This window comes from Arcticibacterium sp. GJ41-1 (assembly GCF_055808875.1).
Genome location: NZ_CM147888.1, coordinates 4,690,161 through 4,709,728 on the forward strand (window position 1 = coordinate 4,690,161; position 19,568 = coordinate 4,709,728).

A 19,568-nucleotide genomic window follows, 5' to 3' on the forward strand; every position below is an offset into this window, starting at 1 on the left:
AAGAAGTTTAAAACTCTATTTTTACAATACTAACTGAAATCAACAAATAAAAATGAAAGACGTATTTATTCTCGGCAGTAGCCGAACAGTCATAGGAAGTTATGGCGGTGCCCTTAGTAAAGTTTCGGCCATAGAGTTTGGCAAAAAGAGTGTAGAATCAACGATAGAAAAATCTAAGGTTTCTCCTGAAGACATTGAAACCATAGTTTTTGGGAATGTAATTTCTGCTAATCTCGGTCAAGCTCCAGCAAGACAAGTTTCAAAAGCAGCAGGATTGCCTGATGCAGTATGTGCCACCACAGTAAATAAAGTATGTGCTTCAGGCATGAAAGCCATCAGTATTTTGGCCAATGAAATAAAGCTTGGCGACGTAAATATGGGTATAGCTGGCGGCATGGAAAGCATGTCAAATATCCCTCACTACGTCCCCAATGCTAGATTCGGATTAGGTTTTGGTGACAAAACTTTAGTAGACGGACTTGGAAAAGATGGATTGACAGATGTGTACAACAACTGTTTAATGGGTCTTTGCGGTGATAAAACCGCAGAGAAATATGAAATAACAAGAGAAGAGCAAGATGATTTCTCGGAGCAATCATATAGAAGATGTGCCACGGCATGGGAAAATGGCATTTTTAACGAAGAGTCCATACCTATGGAAATCCCAACTAGAAAGGGAGAACCAAAATTCTTAACACAAGACGAAGCATTCTCTAAAGCCAACTTTGAGAAAATGCGAACCTTAAAACCTGCTTTCTCAAAAGACGGAACAGTTACCGCGGCCACCTCTAGCCCCATGAGTGATGGAGCCAGCAGCATGATTTTAACTGATGCCGAAACTCTTAAAACCAAAGGATTAAAAGCTCAAGCAAAAATAGTAGCCTATGCAGAAGCAGAGCAAGACCCAATGTTTTTCACGACCGCTCCAGTTTTAGCAGCAAAAAAAGTCTTGGCAAAATCAGGTTTGACTATTGCGGATATTGACTTTTTTGAAGTTAACGAAGCCTTTGCTGTAGTTCCTTTGGCATTTATGAAAGTATTAGAAGTGAACCCTGAAAAAGTAAATATCCATGGTGGAGCATTGGCCGTAGGTCATCCATTAGGAAATTCTGGAAGCAGAATAGTGGTTACGCTTCTGAATGTTTTAAAACAGAAAAAAGCAAAATACGGCATGGCAGCCATCTGTAATGGTGGTGGTGGTGCTTCTGCTATTATTGTAGAAAACCTCGACTTATAAATTCCGATTTAGCCAATCAGGCTTTTCTTTTGCCTGGTTGGCTAATCTTATCTTGATACATTTCAATCCACTGATTCACCGTCATTTTTGAAGCTAGCTGCCCTATCAATTCAAAAGGTATTTCGTCTGGCTTTTTAAAACGAATGCACGACTTACCCATGTCCAGCTTTCTTGAATTGTATTTAGGGTACTCTTTTACAAACCAAGCCATCAAGTTTGGGTCCGCATAAATGCCGCTATGGTACACCGCTATAAAATTCTTTTGCGAAGCAATATTCATAAAAGGCAGCGGCAATTTAGGGTCGCAGTGATAACCCGAAGGAAAAGTAGAATGCGGCACCACATAACCAATCATTCCATAATTCATACATTCTTCAAAGCCTTCTGGAATGTTTTCTAGAATCACATTTCTCAGTTTGGTCATAGCCGAGATACGTTCTTCTGGCACTTTTGTTAAGTAATCATCGGGGCTTTTCGCGTCTATTGTCATTAGGCTTTTATAAGATTGATTTCCGAAAATACGAAAATCAATCTTAATTCTTTTGTACAAACTTTACTGCCCGTAATCTTAATCCAATACTCCTTCTTCTAAAGACATATTCTTCCGCTGCCCTCGCCGCCTGCCTGTCGGCAGACAGGGGCATGCCTGACCTTTTTGTTTAGGCAAAAAGTAATCGCGGCAGCGAACCGTTCAAACCATCTGCCAAAATAAACTTGTACAATCAAAATTTTATAAAAATTGCAGTTGTATCTAATTAATGGACCTGTCAAATTCTGTTTGTCCTTCGAACAGTATTTTGACAAAGCGGAATTTATTCTATTTATAATTCTACCTAAACCAAATTCGTAAATTCCTTATATCGCTCTGTGCTGTTTGAGCACAGGCAAAATTCTAACATCATAAACTAAATTACATCAACCACCATTAAGAATTTTGAATGTGCGAGTTTACAGAGTGTAGCTTTTTTTGCTTCGTTTTTTAACTATAAAAAAATGAAGTCCCCACTGGAAAGTGAGCCGAGAAGAGGTTAAGACTAGTTTAACTAGAATCAACATTTAATAATTGACTTGGTTGAACATACCTCAAAACAAACACTTTTATAAAAAAATCAATCACATTTCATCCGCACTAGGTCCATATGGTCCAGGAATTGGAATATCTAGCAGTCTTAAGAAGACTCCTAACTGAGCTCTATGATGTGCATTTTGACCGAAGGCGTGGCGTACTGCTTCCCATTTTTCCATTTCTAAATAGGTGACATTTCCTGCACATAGCTTCCATTTGTCTTGAAGAATATCATCTTTCGACTGCTCTAAAGCGGCACTTGCCTTTGCTACTGATTTTTCAAAAAACGCTAGCAATTCATCGTTTGTCTTAAAAACGGTGGGCTTCCAAGCTTCTTCTTCCGCAAAATCCCATTTATCAGACAATAATGCTTTCTCTATCATATCTGGAATTTCGGCTAAGTGACAAGCCAAAACTCCCAATTTCATACTCTTTGGGTGCGGCTGCCAGTCGTACTTATCTACAGGCACCTTCTCTAGCATTCGTTTTGTTTCTTTCACCTCGTCTGCTAGTTCTTTTTTGAATGCTTCAATAAATGTTATCATAAAATTTGTTTTGAATTAATTATGAAGCAAAACTATTAGCAGCTTGTGACAGCCCTTTGTCAGTAGCATAGAAAGCTTTTGATGCCAAAATCATTAAACCCAAATAGATTGATAGAATTTAGGCGGAAAATGTGCTTTTCTGATTAAATTGCATTTCAAAGGAAATCTTTACTCTACCAAATTGGTAGAGTATTAAAAACAGCCCTATATTTGCCCGAAATTGGTTCGCTAATTTATGCCAACAGACCAACTCATTTTCTTAACCTTAAGTCTTTATATACTGGGCTTTGCAGGGCTATTAACCTTTAGAAATTCCTTTTCTAAAAACATAGCCTCGGCTTTTTCTATTGGTATAAACCTTACAGGCTTAGCTATTGCCCTGTTATTACTTAATCGTTTTCAAAAAGTAGAACTCTTTGAATTTTCTTGGGTCAGCTTTGTCAATTCATCTTTATCTGCCAGTCTCCTCATAAATAAATTGACCTTATTAATGTGGGCTTTAGTGCAGTTTATAGCACTTTTGGTTCAACTTTTTTCTGTCAAATATATGGCAGAAGACGGAAGGTATAACCTATACTTTGCCTACCTAAACATGTTTGTATTTTCCATGCTTGGCTTAGTCTGCAGCGGAAATCTCCTTTTCATATTTATCTTTTGGGAGTTAGTTGGTTTTAGCTCTTACCTACTGATAGGGTTCTGGTACAAAAAGCAGTCTGCCACAAACGCCTCGTTAAAGGCATTTGTAATGAACCGTATTGGTGATGCAGGCTTTTTGATAGGTATTGGCCTCGTCTATTTTCAATTTGAAACTTTAGAGCTTTCCGCTCTATCAACTATAATTTACGAACCCAGTAGCATGTTAACCTTAACGGGTCTTATGCTTTTTGGCGGCTGTGTCGGAAAATCAGCACAGTTTCCATTACAGGTTTGGCTTCCGGATGCCATGGAAGGGCCTACGCCGGTTTCGGCCTTAATTCATGCCGCCACCATGGTAGCTGCCGGTATATTTTTATTGGCAAGAGTTGATTTCATTTTCACTCCTACAGCAGGCCAAGCAATTGCTTTCACAGGTGCTTTAACTTCCATTTTGGCAGCATATTCAGCCGTATTCCAGTCGGACATCAAAAAGGTTTTAGCCTACTCTACCGTATCACAATTAGGACTCATGGTCATGGCCATGGGAGCAGGAGCTACCAATGCCGCTCTTTTTCATTTATTTACCCACGCCTTCTTTAAAGCAGGTTTATTCTTAATAGCAGGAGCTGTGATACACCATTTCCATCACGAACAAAACATGTTCAAAATGGGTGGTCTTTTTTCTAAAAAAACACTTTTGGCTATTCTATTTATTATCTGTGGTGCTTCACTAGCAGGTTTGCCATTTTCCTCAGGATTCCTTTCCAAAGACGCTGTTTTACTTTCAACTTGGAATTGGGCTGAAAGCCAAAACTCAACATTGCTTTTCATCCCTATTTTAGGAATATTAGCGTCTGTATTGACAGGCTATTATATGATGCGGGCCTTTGTATTAGTATTCCTAAAAAGAGGAAATAGCCAAGAGCATCATACAGCCAAAAGCGGACTTAGCATTTTTGAGTGGTCTATACTTCCTTTGGCTCTTTTATCTTTTTGGTTTGTCTTTGGCAATAGTCCTTTAAATTTTGAAGAGAATAGATTTACCAGTCATTTCCCTATTCCTCACCAAAACAACCATTGGTTAGGCTACTTGGTTTTAGTCCTTGCCGTTTTGGCCATAGCCCTGTCTTATTTTAAAACGAAAAAGGAAGCGGCTTTAGAAACGCAAACACTTAATTTCTGGTCAAAACTAGGACTCAATCATTTTTACATTGATTGGTTTTATTTGAATAAAATCTCAAAACCTTTGGCAGGACAATTGCACCAAATTGCCCATGAAGAAAGCCTTCACCCTGCAGGTACACTTCACAATATGAAAGGTTTTGCGAAAATGATTTATAAATTCGACAATCTTATCATTGACGGCAGTATAAACCTTTTGACCAAAGCTTTCGCAGGATTAGGAACATTGGTATATGCCATTGATAAAAAAGTAGTGGATGGAGGCGTAAAACTAGTTTACACCTGGGTGGAACGTCTTGGCGATAGATTAAAAACAATACAAGGAGGAAAAATACAGAGCTATTTGATAGCCCTAATTCTATTTTTCTTGGCAATAATGATACTTTTGAATTTGCTTTAGCAGAATATGACAGCATTTCTATTATCCTTTTTAATATTTTTACCGCTACTGGCGGCAGCACTCATTCTATTTTTACCGAATAGACTGGAGTCCTTATCCAAACATATAACCATTGGTATTTCCTTGGTTAACCTGCTCATCTGTATATTTCTCTTTTACAGTTTTGACAAAACAATTACTGGCTATCAGTTTTTGGAAGAAGCGTCTTGGATTAACCTAGACTTAGGAAAGCTTGGCGTAATTAACATCAACTACATTTTAGGCGTTGACGGCATCAGCTTACCTATGGTTTTATTAGCTGGTATTGTTTTTATAGCCGCAGCTATTGCTTCTACCAGCATCACCAAAAGACCGAAAGCTTATTTCGCTTTCTTTTTACTTTTGACGTCTTCCGTTTATGGCTGTTTTATCGCCTTAGACTTTTTCTTATTCTTCCTGTTCTTTGAGTTTATGCTTTTGCCTATGTACTTTTTGATAGGTATTTGGGGCGGAGAAAGAAGAGAATACGCTGCCATGAAATTCATCATTTATACTTTGGTGGGTTCCGTTTTTGTTTTAATTGTGATGTTAGCCATGGGCTTATCAGTGACTAATCCAGAGCTTTCTGCAGCCCTTGGCAAAAACGCCTTTACTTTTGATTTCAGGCTATTATCAGACGCTTCTAATTATGTGTCGGGCTCAGTTTTAGATGCCAATAGTGGTACACTTTGGTTCGGCTGGCCTGTTAAAAGTGTCCTTTTCATATTACTTCTAGTTGGGTTCGGAATTAAACTTCCGGTAGTTCCTTTTCATACTTGGCTGCCCGATGCTCACGTAGAAGCACCTACCGCCATTTCTGTGGTGTTGGCAGGTATTCTTTTAAAAGTGGGTGGTTATGCATTCTTGAGAATAGGCATGGGTTTCTTCCCGCAAGAAGCCTTAGACATGGCATATATCATTGCCATCTTAGGTGTTTTGTCTATTATTTATGGAGCGTTTAACGCATTGGCTCAAGACGATTTGAAAAAGCTAATCGCTTATTCTTCTGTTTCTCACATGGGTTTTGTGTTCTTAGGCTTTGCGGCTTTTAACGAAGAAGGCATAAACGGAGGCATTTACCAGATGTTTAGTCATGGTATATTATCTTCAATGCTCTTTCTTATAGTGGGTGTAATTTATGACAGAACGCACAACAGACTTATTCAAAACTACCGAGGTTTAGCCAGCAAAATGCCTCTATTTACAGGCGTAGTTATTTTGGCTTTCTTTGGTTCTTTAGGTTTACCAGGAATTTCAGGATTTATTGGCGAGTTTTTCTCTCTTTTAGGTGCTTTCAAAACTTCAGCACTTTCTAAATGGATTCCATCTTTAGCCGTGCTAGGAATAGTTTTATCGGCTGTTTATCTTTTATGGACCTTGCAAAGAATGTTCTTTGGCGAATTTTGGGTCAATAGAAAAATGGAAGAAAAAATGACTGACTTAAATACCAAAGAAGTGGTTTTGCTTTTCTCTTTGGGTTTTCTTGCCATACTATTTGGGATATACCCAAACCTGCTTTTATCTATCTCAACCGGTGCAGTAGACGCATTTTTAAACAAATAAATGTTAGAGCAGCTTTCACATATCCTTCACAGTACTTCGTTTATTTCTGCCGAGATAAGCTTGGTTTTGGGAATAGTAGCCATTATTATTTTGATTGCCTTTGGCAAAAAAAACAGCATTTTTAGAACAGCTGCTTGGGCACTTGGTCTTTTAACTTTTATTGCTGCTTTTTTTCTGGTAGCCACCACTCCCGTGGCGTCACAAAGCATTTTCAATGACCTTTTCATTAGTGATAAAACCAGTATTTTTGGAAAAGAGTTAACCTTACTTGCTTCTATAGGCATTATGCTTCATATCAAAGTCATGAAGCACGACCTTGACGGCGAATATTACATTATCCTACTTGCCATAGTCATTGGACTGTTTTTCTTATTGATGGCTAATAGTTTTATTAGCGTCTTTGTTTCTTTAGAAACCGTTTCTATCTGCTCCTATATCTTAGTGGCCATGAATGGCAAAACCTTTAATTTAGAAGCAAGTATAAAATACTTGATTTTTGGTGCGGCAAGCACCGCCATCATGCTATTCGGAATTTCATTTCTCTATGCAGCTACAGGTTCCTTAGTTTTCAGTTCTGAAGCTTACCTCACACATATTCCAAACAATGCTAACTGGGTAGTTTTAACAGCATTTACCATGACACTGGCAGGGCCTTTGTTTAAACTGTCGGCAGCACCATTTCATATTTGGGCTCCCGATGTTTACGAAGCCACACCAACCCCATTGGTTTCTTTTTTAGCCATTGCACCAAAAATAGGAGCGGTTTTTCTTATCTATAAATTACTACAAGCAGTTCCAGTAGATACCACATTGGTTCTTGGAGTTATCATTTTACTTTCTATTGTGATAGGTAATTTTGCGGCCTTGTCGCAGAAAAATGCAAAAAGAATGATGGGTTACTCCGGTATTGCCCAAGCTGGCTTCATTCTTATTGGCTTAATGGCATTTCAAACTTCTGGCTTCCAAGCTTCCACTTTCTATTTAGCCGTTTACCTATTCATGTCAATTGGAGCATTTTTAATGCTTGATATGATTTCAGAACATACCCACTCCGACCTATTTGAAGACATGGCTGGCCTAAGTCAAAAGTTTATGCTTTTGGGCCTAATTGGACTTGTATTCATGATAGCCTTAGTAGGCTTACCTCCAACATCAGGTTTCACATCTAAGTTTTTAGTATTCAGTTCGATTTACGAACAATACAGCAGTACTGGCAAAAGCATCTTCATGTGGGTGCTAGCTTTTGGTTTACTAAACACGGCAGTTTCTATTTATTACTATCTGAAGGTACCTTATTTCATGTTTTTGAAAAAGTCCGCTGATACTCTTGATAGTAAAAGTATTCCACCATTGCAGCTTATTTATCTAAGTATACTGGCCTTTATAGTGCTCGGTCTATTCTTTGCTCCGCAATGGATTCAGGAGTGGTTTTAATGGATAAGAACTGTTAGAACGCAGAGCGAGGACAATAATACAATTGATGATTTAGTAGGAAACCTGAAAGCAATGAGCTGGAAGTATAGGTTTGACTTTAAGGTAAATGAGTAGGCTAATGAAATGGAAAAAGTAAAAGGAATATTGAATAGCCTATTAAGAATAGGCCTATTTGCACTCATTATTTTAGTGATAGTAAAACTATTTGGAACAAATAAGATTGAGTTTGCAAAAGATAGTCTTTTAGTGACAGGAGAAATTACGGATTTTCATATGGCACTTAACGAAGGAGTGTGGACTCGTTACAAGTATACTATAAATTCAATAACATTTAGAAGTAATGAAAATACCGGATCTCCTTTGTATAAGGAGAAAAAAGAATTCATTGGTAAAAAGTTCCCTGTCATTTGTTCTAAAAAGGAACATGAGGCTTCCTATATTTTAATTTTAAAAAGGGATTTTGAAGAGTTCGGTCTTCTTAGACCAGATTCATTAAATTGGATATGTGATTCATTGAATATTTGTGATTAAGAACTAGGAGTAGGAAGTCTAAAGATTTTTCATTCTCGGAGTATTCTTGTTTCTTCTTATGGTTCTTCAAAGGGTATATATATTGTTCTGACTAGCTCACCGAAGCTTGCAGCTTCGGTGCGGTGATTACAAACCTCTGGTTTGAGCAAGTAACAAATATCAGCCTAACAATCCAAAAACATGACCAACAGCAGCATTCCCACTGAGCAAACACAGCATCTAATTTAAGCCTCTTGCCTAGCTTTACAAAAAAGAAAAACAATCATGAAACCTTCAAACGAAACAATGCTGAGTTTTTATCAGCAACTAGGTAGAGTATTTTACGGCATTGCTGATGCAGACGGCACAGTCCGACTGGACGAAGTGGAAAAACTCGACACTATTGTAAAAGAACATTGGGTGCCTTTAGAAGATACTTTTGATGAGTTTGATACCGATGCTGCTTATCAAATAGAGATTGTGTTTAGCTGGCTTCATGAAAACGAATGGCACGAAGGAAACACCTTACAAGAGTTTGCTGATTACATGAAAGAACACCCGAAGCTTTTCACGGAGAAAAACAGGCAACTAATTTATGATACCGCCGAAAAAATTGCTGAGTCTTTTCATGGATTTAATAAAAAGGAAACGACTTTTTTGCATGCTTTGAGTGATTTGTTGAGGTATTAGATTGGTATTCTATCTGAGAATGGTAAACCAACTAGTCCGAAACCAAACTCGGTAAGCAAAATTAAGAGCAAGACTTAGCATTTGAAAATGTGTAGGTCTAAGACCTACTAACACACCTACGAAGTCCAGAAGACTTCGCAGAGCCATTGCTGGCTAATGACTGCTACGCTAAAAACATTTCTCTCTACTAGTTTTTTACAGTAAATTTGAGGAAATTAATCTTAAGGTTATCGCATGTCAATCTCGTAGAGATATTGAAAGAGTTCTGTAAAACACATCAGCTTTCACAGATTTGGTTTCAGTATTTATCGCTGAAATAGAATTAAAAAACATTAAAACTTATCATGAAACAGGTAACGCTAAATATTCCCGATAAAGATTATTCTTTCTTTATGAAGCTTATTAAGTCCTTAAAGTTTGTTCAAGTGTCTGATGAATACAATGAAGATTTTGTGGCACACGTAGAAAAAGGCAGAGAAGATTATAAGAATGGAGATTTTGTAAGTGTAGAAAAAGAGAACCTAAAAGGTTTCTTAGGTTTAGAATGAGCTACCGCATAGACTTTGCCAAACAAGCTCTAAAGGACATAGATTTTCATAAAAATCTGGCGACAAAGCTACTATCAAAAAACTATTCACCCTTTTAGAAGAACTTGCCGAACACCCATTCACTGGTACTGGCAAACCCGAAGCTTTAAAACATCAACTCTCAGGACTGTGGTCTCGTAGAATCAATAAAGAACATCGCCTCGTTTATGAGGTAAAAGGTAATACCATCGTTATCATTATTGCCGCCAAAGGGCATTATTGAACTTTTAACGTTTCCTAAAACAGCCAACCTTGCTCCAGCTTCCCTTAAAGAAACCTCACGAGTCAATTCTTGCTTTTGATAATGCAAAGACCCTATATCACTACCTAGCTCACCGAAGCTTGTAGAGTAAATTCATTCAAACTACTTTCCCCCTACATCAAAAAGAACCCCATCCCATGCGTTTTGTTTGCCATTGGGTGTAAGAAGCATAGGATTGCAATTCCGAGTAAAATCAATCGTAATTGCCGGTCGGTCAAATACCTTTTACAAATAGCTAAGCAGAAAAATATAGTCAAAAAAGCGAAAGTCCCACTTCTGGTAGAATCATAAATTATCATGGCAGACAGCGTAGAAGCCGCACCTGCTATAAACATAGGAGCCAAAGCCAAGTATTCTTTTTTAGTCCACAGAATAGCACCAGTCAAAAGAAACAACAACCACCAGCCTTCAAACTGCCATAAGAGCCTAAAGCCTAAAGAGTCTATACTTTGCTGAATTCTGATAGCAAACTCGCCATCTGGATTATAAGTAGGTTTCATACCCACCACGTTCATCAAATAGTATCGACCTGCCACCCAAGCACCCCAAGCCAAAATAACGGCTATCATAGACCAGTTAAACTTGATTCTTATCTTCTCGTTTGCTTTAAACTGCGGATACCACCAAAGCCAAACAAAGGCCAATCCGCTACCGACAAAAGCTCTTTCATCGTTCCAAAAGGCCAGACTTAAAAAGATAAATACTAAATAAGGCTTTCGAGCAAAATAGATACCTAGAAATAAGAAGAAGTAGGAAAACAAATCGCCATAACCGCCATTGTCAATAAAGAAACAAGCTCCTAAGTAAATGGATGCTATGCCTAACATAGCATAAAGCGTTGCGGATTTATCTTTCAATAAATCATTAATAAAACCTGTAAGCATGTAAAAGAAGAGCAAGCCACAGAGCAACTGCAAACCATACAAAACGATGCTGATATGGGAAATACCTAAAACTCTTACAAAAATGGGTGCTACTAGCCTGAAGGTTCTACTTTCTTTGCCCGAATAAGGCTCATAATCAAAGTTTGAAGTGAGCGACTTTGCACGGTCTTCTACTGTTTGATAAAGAAAGTGTTCGGTCTTATCTACAAAAACGGATTGATAAAAATCTCCAAAAGATTTAAGCGGCGAAATATTATTAAAGAAAGATAAAACCACCACCAAAGCACATAGCAAAACAGTCTTAAATCTCCAGTTTTCTACCGAAACAAATGATGCTACCCAAGCTTCTATTTTCTCTAAATAACCTGTAAGTATTGACATATATTTCTAAGAGATTTTCTCTATTTTTTCTATAAAGGGCTTGTAATCTGAAAGCGGAATAAAGTGCTTATTACTACGATAACTCAACACTGTAAACACCAAAAACAAAGAGATAAAAAAAGCCTGAAGCACTATAATCATAAAACCAGAAGCTAAAGAAGAAGCCCAACCTGGCGTAGCCATTTCTGCCACAAATTTCAGCTCAAAAACAACTGCAATTCCTAAAAAAGAACATGCTATCAGGAAGACTGAAAAAAGCATGATTCTTACCGCCGTAACATCCAAGAACACGGCGATAGTGCTCATTCCATGCAATACCAATGAAACAAAATTCATTTTAGATTCACCTGCCAATCTTGTTCCTCGCTCTAAAGGAATAGAGGTATAAGGCAGTTTGGAGCGAATAACCCCACCTGGATAATTATTCCATATTTCAGACACAAAAGCAAGCTTCTTTAACATGGTGTGTGGCACAATAGAAAAGTTACCAAAAGTTATAACCTTACTCGTCAGTAATTTGAAGATAAACTTATAAATCTGATAGGACACTCTGAAAACGAAACCTTCGCTTCTTTTGCTTCTATGAGCAAATATTATTTTATCGGGATTTTCGGTACTAGCCTTTATCATGGCCGGAATGTCGCTTGGTTTATCCTCGCCATCCGCATCCATTACCAGCACATTTGATTTAGATTCTGAATTAGCCAAATGAGCTAAACCTACCGCTATGGCCTTTTGATGCCCCACATTTCTTAATAAATGAACTACAGAAATATCCAAACTAGGATAACTAGCCACCTGCATAGGCAAGCTAGAGCAATCGTTCATCACTTGCACCGAAAATCGCATTTTAAGCAAATTCGCTTGCTCTTCTATTTTCTCAAGAAGTTTAGAAAGGGCATCCCAGTCGTTAAAAACCGGAATTAAAATGGTAATGTTTTCAGACATTTATCTTTATCAAAGGCAATTCAAAAATCTAAAATATTTCATTTATTTGGCTTTTTCGCCAAGTACTTGAAAAAGAAGGTATCTTCTGCCGCTACAAACTGTGTAATAGGATAAGCCACACATATCTCTGGCAAACTTAAAACTTCTTGTTCATAAGGTGGTCTAAACTTAGGTTTATAGCCTGAATATTTCAGAGAACCCACCATATCCATCATTGGACCGATAGAAGCCAAAACCAATAAAGTAATCATCCAAACTCGTTTCAGTTTTTTGGATTCCATAAACGCTTTAAAGGCAAAAACGGAAAGCAGCACCAAGGAAGGCATAGACACTCTATTGCACCAATCATTCCAAAGACCAAATCTATAAAGCGGAATCATCAGTAAGACAAGACTAAGCAATATAAAAAGCGGCTTCTCTCCGTTTTTCCATTTCCCTTTTTTGATGAAATATATAGGCAGTATCCAAACAACTACTTCAAAGAACACGAAATAAAGGAAAACTAATATCTGCTCTCTTAGAGCTGAGCCTTCGGCAGTAAAAATGAAGTGTTTCACCAAATCTCCAGACTCTATCGCTAATAAATAACTCGCCAGAAAAAGGAAAACAATTGGTGCCACCACCAAATTGGTAATATTGAAAACACCTTTAAATCTTTGTTGAAATAAAACGAAAACGAAGTAAGGAAATATACCCACCAAAATCAGCGGCGACCACATCACTAACAAACAAAGTAAAAAAGGAGTAAACGTAATATTCTTATCTATCAGATCATCATTGAGCAAAATTCCAATACCCAAAATAGCGGGAATAAAATGCTGTGGTGTCCAGTAGAGCATATCCGTAATATGCAAGTAATTTAAAGGAATCACATCCCAACTATTCATCCAGAAAACATAACCGTGTTCGTTTACTCGTTTGACAATTTCGGTAATAAAAACACCTTCATATTTAAAAATAAAGGAGAAAATAGAAATGCCACCAAACAGTATAAAGAATAAAAAGAAACGCCAATTAAAACCTCCCGCAGCACGAGCCAACCAAAATACACCTAAATAAACACCCAAAGCGGTCCATAAAAAAACGACCAACTGTGCATAAGGATAACCAATAAATCCAGCCACGAAAGGGCCCACTATATAAAAGGATAAATAATGGCTGAGGTACATTTTTTCACCTTCCACATCATATTGAAGCGGCCAGCTTAAATTACTTAATTCTTTAGCCAGTGTATTGTTTTTGACATGGTCAGAAACTTGATAACCCATGCCTCCTGCTCCAGAAAACAAGAGCCAAACTGTTAAAATAAGAAGGCCAATAAGTAAGTCTCTTTTCCTTAAAATGAAGCGTTCTTTAAAATCAAGCGACTTCACATAGTTATAACCGCCAAAAAAGAGCAAACCAAGCATTGGAATTCCATACTCCAACCTAACCCAGCCTAAAAAGAATGGAATTAGCGGAAAGGCTATGTACAAAAGCGTAGAAACTCTAATTACGGAGAGCCGAAGGTTCATAGGAATTTTTCTGTGCAAACCCAAAAGTAATAAACCTTTATGAGGACTTAGAAGTCATACCTGATTTTGTGTTAGACTTTGTTACTTTTGTTTACCCAATAATTACAATTCCGTCAATGGAAAAATCTCTGCTGATAGTAGTACCATGTTATAATGAAGAAGAAATTCTAAATTCTTCTCATGAAAAGTTAAGTGCATATCTTCAAAATCTGATTGCTAAAGGATTAGTGGCTGATAGTAGCAAACTATGTCTTGTGGATGATGGCAGCAAAGACAAAACCTGGGAAATCATTTCAGAATTAACAGCTGCCCATACCCATACTGCGGGTATGAAACTATCTAAAAACTTTGGGCATCAAAGTGCTTGTTTAGCAGGCTTGTTAGAAAACACAGAACAGTTTGACGTTTTTATAACCATTGACGCCGACCTTCAAGACGACATTAATGTCATTGAAAAAATGGTTAAAAGTTATCTCAATGGCTCACATGTAGTATACGGCGTAAGAGACGACCGTTCTTCTGATAGTTTTTTCAAAAAAATGACTGCTGAGACTTTTTATAAAGTCATGCAAAAAATGGGTGTGCCTGTCATCTTTAACCATGCCGATTTCAGACTTATGTCAAAAGAAGTTATAAGAGAATTAGCATCGTATAAAGAGGTCAATCTTTTTATTAGAGGCATCATTCCTACCATCGGTTTTAAGTCAGACAAGGTATTTTATGCCAGAAAAGTAAGAGAAGCTGGCGAAAGTAAGTATCCGCTTTCTAAAATGTTAGCTTTTGCTTGGAATGGCATTACTTCTTTTTCTACCACACCTATGCGGCTCGTTCTTTGGTTTGGTGTTTTTAACTTCTTGCTCGCATTAGGTATTACTGCCTATGTACTTTACAGTAAATTGGTAGGCATCACTGTACAAGGCTGGACCTCCACCCTACTCCCAATGGCCTATTTTAGTGGCTCTAACATGATAGCCCTAGGTTTAATAGGAGAATACCTCGGTAAAGTTTATCAAGAAATAAAAGCTAGACCTAGATATATAGTGGAACAAAGTCAAAATTTAAATGGTTAGTTTAAGTGAATTGGGTTGATTTATCGATTGAAACCCTGCTTTGCAATTTTGGTACTATTCGGCTAAAAGCACCTATTAATTTTAGAATGGTTTGCAGTCTGTAGCATTATTCTCCACCTTTGCATTTTATAAATCGTAGATAGTTATTTCTTACAAAACGTCACAGATTTTTTAGTATGAGTGAAGCTATAAAACATGAATGCGGCATTGCCCTCATTCGCCTTCGCAAGCCACTTGATTATTACATCGAGAAGTATGGCTCACCACTTTACCCCATAAATAAACTATATGTCCTGATGGAGAAGCAATCCAACAGAGGGCAAGATGGGGCTGGAGTGGCCAATGTCAAAGTCAACGTTCCTGCAGGACACCGTTATATCTCTAGATATAGGTCTGTCATGAATAGGCCAATTGTTGATATTTTTGGCAAAATCAATGCTAAGTACAGAGATGTACTTAAAAACAATCCCGACAAGTTTAAGAACGCCGACTGGCTTCAAGAAAACCTCGCCTTTACTGGTGAAGTTTGGCTTGGTCACCTGAGATACGGTACACACGGGAAAAACGAAATTGAAAGTTGCCATCCTATGCTTAGACAAAGCAACTGGCGAAGCAGAAACCTAGTTTGTGCAGGTAACTTTAACATGACCAATGCCGAAGAGCTTTTCAGAAAGCTGGTAAAACTAGGTCAGCACCCTAAAGACATGGGTGACACAGTGACCGTGATGGAGAAAATTGGTCATTTCTTAGACGAAGAAAACCAAAGAGTTTTTGAACGTTTCAAAGGAATTTATGACAACCCTGCCCTATCCGACATCATTGAAGACAACATGGATCTTCAAAGAGTTCTTCACAGAGCTTGTCGTGATTTTGATGGTGGTTATGCACTAGCGGGTGTTACCGGTTACGGTTCTTCTTTTGTAGTTCGTGACCCTGCCGGTATCAGACCTGCCTATTACTGGGCAGATGATGAAGTGGTGGTAGTAACTTCAGAAAGACCTCCTTTAAAAGCGGCTTTTGGGGCCAAATTTGAAGATATTAAAGAGATACAACCAGGCAATGCCGTCATTATTGACAAGTATGGTGAGTTTGGCGAATATAACATTGTACCTGCGGTAGAAAGAAAAGCATGTAGTTTCGAAAGAATTTACTTCTCTCGCGGTGCTGATGATGAAATATACCAAGAAAGGAAAACCCTTGGTAAGCTTTTGGTACCTCAGGTACTTAAAGAAATTGAGCATGATTTAGAAAACACAGTCTTCTCTTACATTCCAAATTCTGCCGAGGCCTCTTTTTATGGGCTAATGGAAGGTTTGGACAATCACTTAACGGCTTGGCGAAAAGAGCAGTTACTCAAAGGTGATATTACAGAAGAAAGGTTAGACAAAATCCTGAATTTCAAACCTCGTTTTGAAAAACTAGTATCTAAAGATGTAAAACTGAGAACGTTCATTACCAACGACAATGACCGTGGCGACATGGTTTCTCAAGTTTACGAGATGACCCAAGGCGTAGTTAAAAGAGGTGTTGACACCATTGTTGTGATTGATGACTCTATCGTTAGAGGTACCACACTTGAGAAATCTATCCTTAAACTTTTAGATAAATTAGGGCCAAAGAAAATAGTCATAGTTTCTTCTGCTCCGCAAATCAGGTTTCCTGACTGCTACGGAATAGACATGAGTAAAGTACGCGAGTTTGTAGCTTTTAGGGCTATGCTTGCCCTGCTCAAAGAAAAAGGCCTAGACTATATGAAAGAAGAGGTTTTAGAAGAAGCACGAAGAAGCTTTACCAACAAGAAAGGTCATAAACAGAATTTTGTCAAGAGATTATTTGACACATTCGAATATGAAGAAGTTTCTGATAAAATTGCCGAAATTCTTAAACCAGCTGGTTTAAAAGCAGAACTGGCTGTTGTTTACCAAACTGTAGAAAACCTAAATATTGCTTGTCCTAAAAACTTGGGCGATTGGTATTTCACAGGAAACTACCCTACCAAAGGCGGGAACAAGGTTGTAAACAAAGCCTATATCAATTTTATGGAAGGCAAAGAAGTAAGAGCATATTAATGCTCCTTTTTCTTTTTGGATGGAAGAGCGTAAATATTTGCAGTTACCTCTTTCATCCCAATAAGCTTTAAACAGTCATGAATATTTAGGAATGAGTCGGTATCGTTGTTCTTGGATTTCTGATTATTTTTGGTAGCCATAATTTTAATAAGTTTATAGGTAGTATTTTGTAAGCCAAAAATAAACTTGAATGGTAGAAACCAATAAATATTCTTACAAAACTTATTATTCGGTAAGCTGAATTACAATATGAAAAAACATATACTTCTGCTAGTTACATTGCTAGTATCCTCTGTGACCTTTGCACAATCTGACGATGCTAAAATTAAAGGGCTTATTGAAAAAACAGAAAATGCAATGGGCGGTCAAAAAGCATTTGACGACATAAATAATATTTCCTGGAATTTCTTCAATGCCAGAACTTTGACATGGAACAAAAGAACTGGTGACGTAAGAATTGACCACAGAAAAGAGAATACTGTTTTTCTGTATAACACAGAAACCAAAGCTGGCCGCGTTTTAAAAAATGGCGTAGAATACACCCAAGAAGACTCATTAAGCAAATACTTAAATCAAGCATACGAGCAATGGGTAAATGATTCATACTGGCTTGCAATGCCTTTTAAATTAGACGACCCAGGTGTTACGCTTAAGTATGCAGGCAAAAAGAAGTCAAACGCCTCAGAAGATTGTGATGTTTTAGAAATGACGTTTAACGAAGTGGGTGTAACGCCTCAAAATAAGTACCACGTTTACATTGATGAGAAAACAGGTTTAGTTTGTCAATGGGACTATTTCAAAAATGCCACGGATACCGAGCCACGTTTTTCTACACCTTGGTTAGACTATAAAACCTACGGTGATGTGAAACTATCTGGCAATAGAGGTGAAAGAAAAATTACCGACATCCATGTTTTCAAATACCTAGAACCATCTGTCTATTCTGATTTTAAAAGACCTAGCTTTATAAAGTAAATGAGCAAAAACGCAAAAACTGGTGTATTCATAGTGAACCTTGGCACACCAGACAGCCCAAATACACCTGACGTAAGAAAATACCTTAGAGAGTTTTTAATGGATGGAAGAGTCATTGACATTCCGTTCCTACAAAGATGGATGCTTGTCAATCTTATCATTGCACCATTCCGTTCGCCTAAGTCAGCCAAGATTTACAAAGAACTTTGGACAAAAGAAGGCTCTCCGCTTAAAATTTACGGCGAAGCCAATGAAAAACAACTTCAAGAACTTCTTGGAAGCAAATATATAGTTAAGCTAGGAATGAGATACCAAAATCCTTCTATCGAAAAAGGATTGCTTGAACTAAGAAAGGCGGGTGTCAAAAAGATAATTGTCATTCCATTATTCCCACAGTACGCCTCGGCTAGTACGGGCTCTGTCTATGAAGAAGTTTCAAGAGTATTAAGCACGTGGCAAAGTATTCCTGACTTAAAAATAGTTAGTAACTTTTACCACAAAGAAAAGTTCATCAACAGTTTTGTAGAAAACGCCGCTGTACTTCAAAAAGAAAGAAAATACGATCATGTACTTTTCAGTTATCACGGTGTACCCGAAAGACAAGTTTTAAAAGGTGATGATGACGGTGACTGCTGCCAATTAGGGGCTTGCTGTAATAAAATCACTCCAAAAAACCAGCTTTGTTATAGAGCTCAATGTTTTGAAACTACTAGACTAATGGCTGATGCCATGGGTCTTAAAGAAGGCGAATACACATTATCTTTCCAATCAAGACTTGGCAGAAGCGAATGGGTAAAACCATACACAGACCACGTAGTAAAAGAACTGGCAGCAAAAGGAGTTAAAAATATATTAGCATTCTCTCCAGCTTTTGTGGCCGACTGCCTTGAAACCACCATTGAAGTAGCTGATGAATTCAAAGAGCTATTCATTGAAAATGGTGGAGAACACTTACAGTTGGTACCTAGCTTAAACGATAAAGAAATCTGGGTAGAATTACTAAAAGAGCTCGTCCTAGAAGAGTCTTAAAAAGTACGTTTAAAACGTACTTGTAAACCTCTATCAAGTTTTGAAGTAATATCTTCTATAGTCACTTTATCCATTGAGTTAATACTCCAGGTATTTTGAGCTTCTTTCTCAGAAACTGGTTTACCATACTTTTGGGTAAAGTGCGTACTAAAAGCTTCTATCATCTTATTAGAAGTTGAATCAGAGTTTAAGTATATATCTAACTGTACTTCCTTAATAATATCGGTAGAGTCGTGCAGGTAAAGAACGTCAACAATTTCTAATTCAGAAATTTCAAAAGTATAACCCAAAAGCTCATCCGTTTCTTCAAATTGCTCAAGGTTTTCATACATCTTAACGGTTGAAATTGAATCACCCAAATCAAAACCTCTTATCGTTTTATCTCCGCTTCCTAAAATATCATTTATAAGTTCTTCTATAGTTGAAGATATATAAGGATTACCCTCAGAACTTAAAGCTTCATTAGTTTCGCTTGAAGAGTTAGAAGAACAAGCAATCCCGAACAAAAGCATAAAACACGCTAGTAGTTTTTTAATCATTTGCAATTTAAATTACTCTATATAAGGCA

19 protein-coding genes are annotated in these 19,568 nt (G+C 37.6%); 12 read left to right on the top strand and 7 right to left on the bottom strand.

The window, feature by feature from the left end:
* Positions 1-52: 52 nt before the first annotated feature.
* A complete protein-coding gene (locus AC0L6O_RS19365; RefSeq protein ID WP_473304700.1) occupies positions 53-1,237 on the top strand; it encodes a thiolase family protein in 1,185 nt (394 codons plus the stop codon).
* Positions 1,238-1,253: 16 nt separating this feature from the next.
* Here AC0L6O_RS19365 and AC0L6O_RS19370 read toward each other — a convergent pair whose 3' ends face one another.
* Both AC0L6O_RS19370 and AC0L6O_RS19375 read right to left on the bottom strand, forming a co-directional pair.
* Positions 1,254-1,727, bottom strand: a complete 474-nt coding sequence (locus AC0L6O_RS19370; protein WP_473304701.1) for a DUF1801 domain-containing protein — start codon at positions 1,725-1,727, stop codon at positions 1,254-1,256.
* 623 nt (positions 1,728-2,350) lie between these two features.
* Complete coding sequence (locus tag AC0L6O_RS19375; protein ID WP_473304703.1) at positions 2,351-2,848, bottom strand: DinB family protein; 498 nt, start codon at positions 2,846-2,848, stop codon at positions 2,351-2,353.
* 235 nt (positions 2,849-3,083) lie between these two features.
* Here AC0L6O_RS19375 and AC0L6O_RS19380 point away from each other — a divergent pair, with 235 nt between their 5' ends.
* The 7 genes from AC0L6O_RS19380 to AC0L6O_RS19410 all read left to right on the top strand — a co-directional run bounded on the left by AC0L6O_RS19380 (position 3,084) and on the right by AC0L6O_RS19410 (position 10,091).
* On the top strand, positions 3,084-5,066 hold the full coding sequence (locus AC0L6O_RS19380; RefSeq protein WP_473304704.1) for an NADH-quinone oxidoreductase subunit 5 family protein: 1,983 nt from the start codon (positions 3,084-3,086) through the stop codon (positions 5,064-5,066).
* A gap of 6 nt (positions 5,067-5,072) precedes the next feature.
* Positions 5,073-6,647, top strand: a complete 1,575-nt coding sequence (locus tag AC0L6O_RS19385; protein WP_473304706.1) for a complex I subunit 4 family protein — start codon at positions 5,073-5,075, stop codon at positions 6,645-6,647.
* Entirely contained in the window at positions 6,648-8,081 is a 1,434-nt protein-coding gene (locus tag AC0L6O_RS19390) for an NADH-quinone oxidoreductase subunit N (protein ID WP_473304708.1), read from the top strand.
* Between the two features lie 123 nt (positions 8,082-8,204).
* Complete coding sequence (locus AC0L6O_RS19395; protein WP_473304709.1) at positions 8,205-8,612, top strand: hypothetical protein; 408 nt, start codon at positions 8,205-8,207, stop codon at positions 8,610-8,612.
* A gap of 264 nt (positions 8,613-8,876) precedes the next feature.
* Positions 8,877-9,281: a hypothetical protein gene (locus tag AC0L6O_RS19400; RefSeq protein WP_473304711.1), complete on the top strand. Its 405-nt coding sequence runs from the start codon at positions 8,877-8,879 to the stop codon at positions 9,279-9,281.
* Between the two features lie 344 nt (positions 9,282-9,625).
* Complete coding sequence (locus AC0L6O_RS19405) at positions 9,626-9,829, top strand: DUF2683 family protein (protein ID WP_473304713.1); 204 nt, start codon at positions 9,626-9,628, stop codon at positions 9,827-9,829.
* Positions 9,830-9,902: 73 nt separating this feature from the next.
* Entirely contained in the window at positions 9,903-10,091 is a 189-nt protein-coding gene (locus AC0L6O_RS19410) for a Txe/YoeB family addiction module toxin (protein ID WP_473308550.1), read from the top strand.
* Positions 10,092-10,243: 152 nt separating this feature from the next.
* Here AC0L6O_RS19410 and AC0L6O_RS19415 read toward each other — a convergent pair whose 3' ends face one another.
* From AC0L6O_RS19415 to AC0L6O_RS19425, 3 genes are read right to left on the bottom strand one after another with little or no spacing between them, the layout of a single operon-like run.
* On the bottom strand, positions 10,244-11,395 hold the full coding sequence (locus AC0L6O_RS19415) for a hypothetical protein (protein ID WP_473304714.1): 1,152 nt from the start codon (positions 11,393-11,395) through the stop codon (positions 10,244-10,246).
* Positions 11,396-11,401: 6 nt separating this feature from the next.
* Positions 11,402-12,343 (bottom strand): glycosyltransferase, encoded by a 942-nt coding sequence (locus tag AC0L6O_RS19420; protein ID WP_473304715.1) that lies wholly within the window; start codon positions 12,341-12,343, stop codon positions 11,402-11,404.
* 38 nt (positions 12,344-12,381) lie between these two features.
* Entirely contained in the window at positions 12,382-13,857 is a 1,476-nt protein-coding gene (locus tag AC0L6O_RS19425) for a hypothetical protein (RefSeq protein ID WP_473304717.1), read from the bottom strand.
* A 116-nt stretch (positions 13,858-13,973) separates the two neighbouring features.
* Here AC0L6O_RS19425 and AC0L6O_RS19430 point away from each other — a divergent pair, with 116 nt between their 5' ends.
* Together AC0L6O_RS19430 and AC0L6O_RS19435 are read left to right on the top strand one after the other, a co-directional pair.
* Positions 13,974-14,927 carry a glycosyltransferase family 2 protein gene (locus AC0L6O_RS19430; RefSeq protein WP_473304719.1) on the top strand — a complete coding sequence of 318 codons (954 nt, stop codon included), beginning with the start codon at positions 13,974-13,976 and terminating at the stop codon, positions 14,925-14,927.
* A gap of 176 nt (positions 14,928-15,103) precedes the next feature.
* Positions 15,104-16,996 carry an amidophosphoribosyltransferase gene (locus AC0L6O_RS19435; protein WP_473304721.1) on the top strand — a complete coding sequence of 631 codons (1,893 nt, stop codon included), beginning with the start codon at positions 15,104-15,106 and terminating at the stop codon, positions 16,994-16,996.
* Here AC0L6O_RS19435 and AC0L6O_RS19440 read toward each other — a convergent pair.
* Positions 16,993-17,136 carry a hypothetical protein gene (locus tag AC0L6O_RS19440; protein ID WP_473304723.1) on the bottom strand — a complete coding sequence of 48 codons (144 nt, stop codon included), beginning with the start codon at positions 17,134-17,136 and terminating at the stop codon, positions 16,993-16,995. The two genes, AC0L6O_RS19435 and AC0L6O_RS19440, sit on opposite strands and share 4 nt — an antisense overlap.
* 109 nt (positions 17,137-17,245) lie before the next feature.
* Between AC0L6O_RS19440 and AC0L6O_RS19445 the strand changes: the two genes are divergently transcribed.
* Positions 17,246-17,971, top strand: coding sequence for a DUF6503 family protein (locus AC0L6O_RS19445; protein WP_473304724.1), 726 nt, complete (start codon positions 17,246-17,248; stop codon positions 17,969-17,971).
* Entirely contained in the window at positions 17,972-19,000 is a 1,029-nt protein-coding gene (hemH, locus tag AC0L6O_RS19450) for a ferrochelatase (protein WP_473304725.1), read from the top strand. It begins immediately after the preceding gene.
* On the opposite strand, the gene AC0L6O_RS19455 is transcribed toward hemH, so the two are convergent.
* Positions 18,997-19,539 carry a hypothetical protein gene (locus tag AC0L6O_RS19455; protein WP_473304727.1) on the bottom strand — a complete coding sequence of 181 codons (543 nt, stop codon included), beginning with the start codon at positions 19,537-19,539 and terminating at the stop codon, positions 18,997-18,999. The genes hemH and AC0L6O_RS19455 overlap by 4 nt on opposite strands.
* Between the last annotated feature and the right edge of the window lie 29 nt (positions 19,540-19,568).